The sequence below is a fragment of the Gilvimarinus sp. 1_MG-2023 genome (assembly GCF_030548285.1).
In genome coordinates this window covers 1-516 of the sequence record NZ_JAUOSC010000083.1, presented here as the reverse complement: position 1 = coordinate 516, position 516 = coordinate 1, and the positions used below count along the sequence as shown (strand labels likewise).

Below are 516 nucleotides of genomic sequence, written 5' to 3'. Positions count from 1 at the left end.
GAAATACCCATACCGGTATCCTCAACGTTGATTTGCACCTGCTGCTCGCGCGCGATAACACGCACAAGAATGCCTCCATCAAGGGTGTACTGCACGGCATTGGCCAATAGATTCTTGAGTATCTGGAAGGTCATAGACCGATCGCACCAGATCGACACTTCAGCATCACATTCGATATCCAGATGCAGGTTTTTGCGTTGTGCCAAGGGCAGAAAGACGATGCGCAGTTCGTCCAGTAACGTGGCTACATCGGTGGCCTGCGGTCGTAATGGCGTCACCCCGGCATCCAGTCTGGAAACATCGAGCAAATGATTGAGCAGTTCATTGGTGGCTTTCAGGCTGGTGCCCAGGCGCTCAAAGAGTGGCTGTTGCTGGGGGGCAAGCCTGGCTGGGTCGATGGTGCTCCAATACAGCGAGGCCGCTTGTAGAGGCTGGCGAATATCGTGACTGGCGGCAGCAAGAAAGCGGGTTTTGGCCTTGTTGGCCTGTTCGATCTTTTGTTTGGACTGCTCTAGC

General features: G+C 54.3%; 1 protein-coding gene. It reads right to left on the bottom strand.

The genetic code is table 11. The annotated features are described in order from the left end of the window. Positions 1–516, bottom strand: a 516-nt coding sequence (locus Q4563_RS15785; RefSeq protein ID WP_303605142.1) for a sensor histidine kinase, incomplete at both ends; no start/stop codon positions are given.